Source organism: Streptomyces sp. NPDC093795, assembly GCF_044764665.1.
Lineage (GTDB): Bacteria > Actinomycetota > Actinomycetes > Streptomycetales > Streptomycetaceae > Streptomyces.
In genome coordinates this window covers 36,563-42,799 of record NZ_JBIWIO010000011.1, presented here as the reverse complement: position 1 = coordinate 42,799, position 6,237 = coordinate 36,563, and the positions used below count along the sequence as shown (strand labels likewise).

Annotated in this window: 6 protein-coding genes and 1 pseudogene; 4 read left to right on the top strand and 3 right to left on the bottom strand. The window is 73.9% G+C overall.

Features of this window, described 5'->3' with window-relative positions; all coding sequences use genetic code 11:
- Positions 1-486: 486 nt before the first annotated feature.
- Positions 487-1,449: a helix-turn-helix transcriptional regulator gene (locus ACIRB7_RS26895; RefSeq protein ID WP_403603357.1), complete on the top strand. Its 963-nt coding sequence runs from the start codon at positions 487-489 to the stop codon at positions 1,447-1,449.
- Here ACIRB7_RS26895 and ACIRB7_RS26890 read toward each other — a convergent pair.
- Positions 1,440-2,369 (bottom strand): SDR family oxidoreductase, encoded by a 930-nt coding sequence (locus tag ACIRB7_RS26890; protein WP_403603355.1) that lies wholly within the window; start codon positions 2,367-2,369, stop codon positions 1,440-1,442. The genes ACIRB7_RS26895 and ACIRB7_RS26890 overlap by 10 nt on opposite strands.
- Before the next feature lie 99 nt (positions 2,370-2,468).
- Between ACIRB7_RS26890 and ACIRB7_RS26885 the strand changes: the two genes are divergently transcribed.
- Positions 2,469-2,990, top strand: a complete 522-nt coding sequence (locus ACIRB7_RS26885) for a DUF4240 domain-containing protein (protein WP_403603749.1) — start codon at positions 2,469-2,471, stop codon at positions 2,988-2,990.
- 27 nt (positions 2,991-3,017) lie between these two features.
- Here ACIRB7_RS26885 and ACIRB7_RS26880 read toward each other — a convergent pair whose 3' ends face one another.
- Entirely contained in the window at positions 3,018-3,812 is a 795-nt protein-coding gene (locus tag ACIRB7_RS26880; protein WP_403603353.1) for an SDR family NAD(P)-dependent oxidoreductase, read from the bottom strand.
- Between ACIRB7_RS26880 and ACIRB7_RS26875 the strand changes: the two are divergent.
- Positions 3,811-4,590, top strand: a pseudogene (locus ACIRB7_RS26875) (TetR/AcrR family transcriptional regulator); the annotation flags it as partial. The gene ACIRB7_RS26880 and the pseudogene ACIRB7_RS26875 overlap by 2 nt on opposite strands.
- Before the next feature lie 11 nt (positions 4,591-4,601).
- Here the strand turns inward: ACIRB7_RS26875 and ACIRB7_RS26870 are convergent.
- Positions 4,602-5,102: a GNAT family N-acetyltransferase gene (locus ACIRB7_RS26870; RefSeq protein ID WP_403603351.1), complete on the bottom strand. Its 501-nt coding sequence runs from the start codon at positions 5,100-5,102 to the stop codon at positions 4,602-4,604.
- 47 nt (positions 5,103-5,149) lie between these two features.
- On the opposite strand from ACIRB7_RS26870, the gene ACIRB7_RS26865 reads away from it, so the two are divergent.
- Positions 5,150-6,061, top strand: a complete 912-nt coding sequence (locus tag ACIRB7_RS26865) for a TIGR01777 family oxidoreductase (RefSeq protein ID WP_403603349.1) — start codon at positions 5,150-5,152, stop codon at positions 6,059-6,061.
- The last annotated feature ends 176 nt before the right edge of the window (positions 6,062-6,237 follow it).

The following is a 6,237-nucleotide window of genomic DNA, read 5'->3' as shown; positions in this document are numbered from 1 at the left end:
GGGGGGGCGCGCCCCGGGGCGCCGCGGCGTGGGCCCCCCGCCGGCCGGGGGGGGGCGCCCCCCCCCGGGGGGGGGCGGCGGCGGGGGGGGGGGCCCCCCCCGGGGGGGCCCCCCCCCCGGCCCCTCGGTCGTTCCCGGGTCGGTGGGTACGGCCCCGGCCCCTCGGTCGTTCCCGGGTCGGCCCATCAGGCCATGCCGTGACCGTGTACCGGCCGGGCAGGCTCGCCGCCGAGCGGATCTCGCGGCGGAAGCGCAGGAACGTCTCCTCCTCGCCCATGTCCGGCAGCGCGGTGACGAGTTTGACCGCCACGTCCCGCTGCATGCGCCGGTCGAGGGCGCTCCACACCTGTCCCATCCCGCCGCGCCCGAGCCGGGTCTCCAGCTCGTACCGCCCGTCAAGCACCGTCCCCCGCATCGTGCCCCTCCCCGATGGCCCCTCAGGCTCCATGCGCCCTGGGCCCCAGTACGGGTGGCAGGGTGGGGGGTATGCGTGCCGCCCGGCTGATCAAGATGGTCCTGTTGCTCCAGTCCCGCCCTTCGATGACGGCGGCCGAACTGGCCGAGGAGTTGGAGGTGTCCGAGCGGACCGTCACCCGTGACGCCCTCGCACTCTCGGAGGCCGGGGTTCCGGTGTACGCGGACCGGGGCAGGGCCGGCGGGTACCGGCTCATCGGCGGGTACCGCACACGGCTTACGGGCCTGGCGCGCGGGGAGGCCGAGGCGCTGTTCCTGTCCGGACTGCCGGGCGCGCTGCGGGACATGGGCCTGGAGGACGCGGCGTCGGCGGCCCGGCTCAAGGTGTCGGCGGCGCTGCTGCCCTCGCTGCGTCACGCCCCGGACTCGGTGGCGCAGCGCTTTCTGCTGGACGCGCCGGGCTGGTACCAGGAGCCGGAGACACCGGAGTTGCTGCCGCCGGTCGCGGAGGCGGTCTGGGACGACCGGACGATCGCCGCCCGCTACCGGCGGGGCGACCGTGAGGTGGAGCGGGAGCTCGCGCCGTACGGCCTCGTCCTGAAGGCGGGCGTCTGGTACCTGTGCGCGCGGTCCGGCACGGCCTTCCGCACCTACCGGGTGGACCGCTTCGCGGCGGTGGCCGTGGGCGAGGAGCGGTTCGTACGGGACGAGGGTTTCGACCTGGAGGCCTTCTGGGCCGAGCGTTCGGCGGAGTTCGCCCGTTCGCTGCTGCGGGCGGAGGTGGTGGTGCGCCTGTCCGAGGCGGGGGCGCGGCACCTGCCGTACGTGACGGACCGGATGGCGGCCGAGGAGGCGTTGGCGGGCGGGGAGCCGGCGCCGGACGGCCGGGTGACCGTGACGCTCCGGGTCGAGAACGAGGAGGTGGCGTTCGGGCAGCTGCTCGGGTTGGGACCGGAGGCGGAGGTACTGGCCCCGGACTCGCTCCGCGCGCGGTTCGCGGAGGCGGCCCGGGGCCTGGCGGAGCTCTACCGGTAGTCCTCCACGGACGCGTTCTCGTCCGTCTCCTTGGCGATGATGAAGCCCCAGCCGTCCGGCCGTGACCCGTCGGCGTCCGTGAAGTCGTACTCCTTCGCCAGCTGCCCGCTGGAGAGCGACTGTCCGTTCCAGCGCGCCCGGTCGGGGTCGGCGGCGAGGGCGGCGACGGCCCGGCCGACGTAGACCGGGGACTCGGCGACGGCGAAGTCGGGCAGCTTCTCGGTCGCGTCCCGCCAGTTCTCCTCGGTCACTCCGAAGTGGTCGAGCATCTGCTCCGAGCGGAGCCAGCCCGGGGTGATCGACACCGCCGTGCCGCCCACCGGCTTCAGGTCGTGCGAGAGCGCGAACGCCATCCGGATCGGGGCGTTCTTCGCGAGGTCGTAGTAGATGTTCTCCCGGTACCGGGTGCCGTTGTACTCGGCCGTCCCGTCCGTGACCTCCACGACAAGGCCGCCCGGGTTGCGGATCAGCAGCGGCATCGCGGCCGCGCTGGTGACGAGGTGGGTCTTCACGCCGAGCTCCAGCATCCGCAGCCCGTCGGCGAACTCCATCTCCCAGATCTTCTTGCCGAACCCGGCGATGACCAGGTGCTCGCCGCCCCAGACGTCGTTGACCAGGACGTCCAGCCGGCCCTGTTCGCGGTCGATCCGGTCGACGAGCGCCCTGACCTGATCGACCTCCAGGTGGTCGGTGGGTACGGCGATGCCCTCGCCTCCGGCTGCCGTCACCAGTTCGGCGGTCTCCTCGATGGTCTCGGTCGCCCGGCCGACCTCGCTGAGCTTCTCGCGGGTGGTGCGGCCGGTGACGTACACGGTCGCGCCGGCGGCCCCGAGCTGGACGGCGATGGCCCGTCCGGCTCCTCGGGTGGCGCCCGCGACCAGGCAGATCCGTCCGTGCAGCGGCTTCGTCTCAGTCGTCATGGGAACCAGCGTGGCAGGAAAATACGACACCTTCTGTCCGGATTGATTTCGTGGTTTCCGGGTGCGTCGCCTCCTCCGAGCCACGATGCTGGTCCCGTGATGGACGAGACCGAGTTCTGGCAGATCATCGACGCCACCCGCGAGGAAGCCGAGGGCGACCCCGAGGAGCAGGCGGATCTGCTCGTGGAACGGCTGACCCGGCTGGACCCCGACTCCGTGCTCGACTACGCACGCCATTTCGAGGCCCGCTACAACCGCGCGTACCTCTGGGATCTCTGGGGCGCGGCGGCCGTGCTGTTCGACGGCGCGGGGGACGAGACCTTCGACTCGTTCCGCTGCTGGCTCATCGGCCAGGGCCGGGAGGTGTACGAGGGCGCGGTGCACGACCCGGACGCGCTGGCGGAGCTGCTCGGCGACTTCGACATGGAGATCGACGGGGACGGGGAGGAGATCGGCTTCGCGGCGGACGAGGCGTACGAGCGGCTGACCGGCGCCGAGACCCCCGACCTGGGCATCCCCGTGCCGGGCGGGGAGCCGCTCGGCACCCCCTTCGACCTGGCGGACGACGACACGCTCGCGAGCCGCTTCCCCCGGCTGTGGGAGCGGTTCGGAGCGGGGTAGGGCGAGGGCGGCGGTCGGTGCCGTCCGTCAGAAGTGCGTTCCGCCGTCGACGCGGATCTCGGTGCCGGTGATGAACTTCCCGTCCTCGCTCGCCAGCATGGCGACGACACCCGCGACGGTCTCCGGTCCCGCGAAGCCCTGGCCGAGGGCGGGGGCGAGCTTCGCGAAGAGGGTCCAGTCGGTGTCCTCGGGCAGGCCGGGGCCGACGCTCTGACGGCTGGCGCCTGAGCCGTCGGTCATGCCGGAGGAGATGGAGCCGGGCTGGACGGCGGTGAAGCGGATGCCCTGCTTGGCGTACTCGGCGGCGAGCGCGTGGGTCATGGACTGGATGCCGCCCTTGCTGGCCGCGTAGGCCGCCATGTAGGGGTGGGCGAACATCGCGGAGGTGGAGGAGAAGTTCACGACGGCGGAGCCGTCGCCCTCCAGGAGGGCCGGGATCGCCTCGCGGATCACGAGGAAGGTGCCGGTGAGGTTGGTCCGTATCACCTGCTCGAAGGAGTCGAGGCTCGTCTCGTGGGTGTGCGAGGAGCGCAGCACCCCGGCCGCGTTGACCAGGACGTCCAGGCCACCGAGCGCCTCGACGGCGGCGCTGACACCGGCGCGTACGGAGGCCTCGTCCGCGACGTCCACGACGACGGTGGAGAGGCGCTCGGCCGCGTCGCCCGCCTTGGCGACGGTGTCCTTGAGGCCGTCCTCGCTGATGTCGGCGGCGACGACCCGGCCGCCCTCGGCGAGCACGCGGAGCACGGTGGCCTGGCCGATGCCGGAGCCGCCGCCGGTGATGAGGGCGCGGCGTCCTTCGTAACGGGTCAGCTGGTTCATGGCGGCCACCTTTCAGGTCGGTTTCTGGTCGAGCGGTGTGCGGAACGCTGCCACCGTACGCTCAGGTGGCACGTTTTGCCATAGTTGCACGTCGTGCGCTTCTGGCGGGCGCGGGCGTACGCTTCGTACGGTGAGCACCAAGCCCGAGGGCGCCACGCCCCCCACCCGGACGCTGACGGAGCGCCGCAAGGCAGCGACGCAGCTGGACATCGCGCGCGCCGCCGCCGAGCTCTTCACCGAGCGCGGCCCCGACGGCACCACGGCAGAGGACATCGCCCTGCGGGCCGGGGTCGCGCTGCGCACCTTCTACCGGTACTTCCGCTCCAAACAGGACGCCGTGGCCCCGCTGCTCGCGGGCGGCGCCGACCGCTGGCGGGAGACCCTCGCCGCGACGGAGCCGGGCGCGGGCCTGCCCGAGGCCCTGGAGCGCTCGATCGCCGCGTCGCTGACCCCGGCGGACGAGGCGGGCGAGGAGGGCCTGCGCTGGACGCGCGGTCTGCTGCGGGCGGCCGCCGAGGACCCCGCGCTGCGGGCCGTCTGGTACCGGGTCAACCAGGAGTCCGAGGAGCGGCTGCGCGAGGTCGTCGCCGGGCTCGCGGGGCCGGACGCCGACCCGCTGGAGGTACGGCTCGCGGCGGCGGCGGCCACCGACGCCATCAGGATCGCCCTGGAAGCCTGGGCGGAGACGGACGCACCGGCGCGCGGCGAGGGGGCGCCGGCGGAGCTGGCGGTCCGATGCCTGCGCGAACTGATGGGCGGGATGATGCTGTTGCACCCGCGGACAGTTGATCAGGGGGTCAGCGACCGGCCCATGAGCACGTCGTCCACGGACACGCCGTCGAACAGGAACTCGCCCGGCAGTACGCCCTCGACCGCGAAGCCCTCGGAGGCGTAGAGCGCCCGGGCCGGGGCGTTGTGGCCCAGGACCCGAAGGGTGATCCGGGCGGCACCGTCCGCGCGCGCCTTGTCCATCGCGGCCCGCAGCAGCGCCCGCGCCACACCCCGGCCCCGGGCCGACCCGGCCACGACGAGGCCCTGGATCTGGCGTACGTGCGCGTTGGACGCGAGCGGGGTCGGCGGCACCACCCGGACATAGCCGACGACGGTTCCGCCGCGCACCGCGACGAGATAGTCCTCGGGCCGGTGGCGCTCGTCGAAGAAGGGCTCGTACGGCGGGACGGGCGCGGGCAGCACCGCGTGGAGGGTCGACCAGGTGTCCCGGTCGAGCGCGCCGAGGGCGTCCTCGTCGCCGCCCGCGGCCTGGCGTATCAGCGTCTCCGACACCTTCATGACAGTCACTGTGTCATGTGTACGACCGGGGAGGGCAGGATGGCCCCATGCAGCGTTCCGCCACCCGCAAGCGTGTCGCCGTCACCGGGGCCTCCGGGCTCATCGGCTCGGCCCTCGTCCGCTCCCTGCGCGCCGACGGCCATGACGTCCTCCGGCTCGTCCGCCGCCCGGCCCGGACGGCCGACGAGGTCGAGTGGGACCCCAAGCGGCTGTACGTCGACGCCGCCGGGCTCGTCGGCGTGGACTCCGTCGTACACCTGGCGGGCGCCGGGGTCGGCGAGCGCCGGTGGAACGAGGCGTACAAGCAGGAGATCCGGGACAGCCGGGTGCTCGGGACGACGGCCATCTCCCAGGCCCTCGCCTCGCTCGCGCAGCCGCCCGAGAGCCTGGTGTGCGGCACGGCGCTCGGGTGGTACGGGGACACCGGCAGCCGCGCGGTCGACGAGAGCGCCCCCTCGGGCACGGGTTTCCTGCCCGAGGTCTGCGTGGAGTGGGAGGCGGCGGCCGCCCCCGCCGAGGAGGCGGGCATCCGGGTCACGTACGCCCGCACCGGCCTGGTGGTGGCGCGCGAGGGCGGGGCGTGGGGACGGCTCTTCCCGGTCTTCCGTGCCGGGCTCGGCGGGCGGATGGGCGACGGCCGCCAGTACTGGTCGTTCATCTCCCTCCACGACGAGGTGGCGGCGCTGCGCCACCTCGCCGACACCCCGTCGCTCTCGGGCCCGGTGAACCTGACGGCTCCCGATCCGGTCACCAACCGCGAGGTGACGGCGGCGATGGGCCGGGTCCTGCGCCGCCCGACCCTGTTCACGGTGCCCGCACCGGCCCTGAAGGTGGTGCTCGGGGACTTCGCCCAGGATGTGCTGGGCAGTCAGCGGGTGCTGCCGGGGCGGCTGTTGGAGACCGGTTTCGACTTCGCGTTCCCGACGATCGAGGACTCGATCAGGGCGGCGGCGGGCTGAGCGAGGCGGTGGCCGTTCGGGCGGCGGCGGACTGAGTGCGGCGCCGCCCGCACAGGCGGCGACGGCTGAACGCGGCGGTGGTCGCACAGGCGGCGACCGGCTGAACGAGGCACTGGTCGCTCCCCTTTGGCCCGCCGGCCACCGCGCCCCTGCGCTCCCCCGTGCCGCACGCACCC

What these genes read in the sequence shown, in the direction of transcription:
- ACIRB7_RS26885 (WP_403603749.1), top strand. Translation starts at nt 2,469, where the DNA reads ATGGACGAGACCGAGTTCTGGCAGATCATCGACGCCACCCGCGAGGAA.
- ACIRB7_RS26865 (WP_403603349.1), top strand. Translation starts at nt 5,150, where the DNA reads ATGCAGCGTTCCGCCACCCGCAAGCGTGTCGCCGTCACCGGGGCCTCC.
- ACIRB7_RS26870 (WP_403603351.1), bottom strand. Translation starts at nt 5,102, where the DNA reads ATGAAGGTGTCGGAGACGCTGATACGCCAGGCCGCGGGCGGCGACGAG.
- ACIRB7_RS26880 (WP_403603353.1), bottom strand. Translation starts at nt 3,812, where the DNA reads ATGAACCAGCTGACCCGTTACGAAGGACGCCGCGCCCTCATCACCGGC.
- ACIRB7_RS26890 (WP_403603355.1), bottom strand. Translation starts at nt 2,369, where the DNA reads ATGACGACTGAGACGAAGCCGCTGCACGGACGGATCTGCCTGGTCGCG.
- ACIRB7_RS26895 (WP_403603357.1), top strand. Translation starts at nt 487, where the DNA reads ATGCGTGCCGCCCGGCTGATCAAGATGGTCCTGTTGCTCCAGTCCCGC.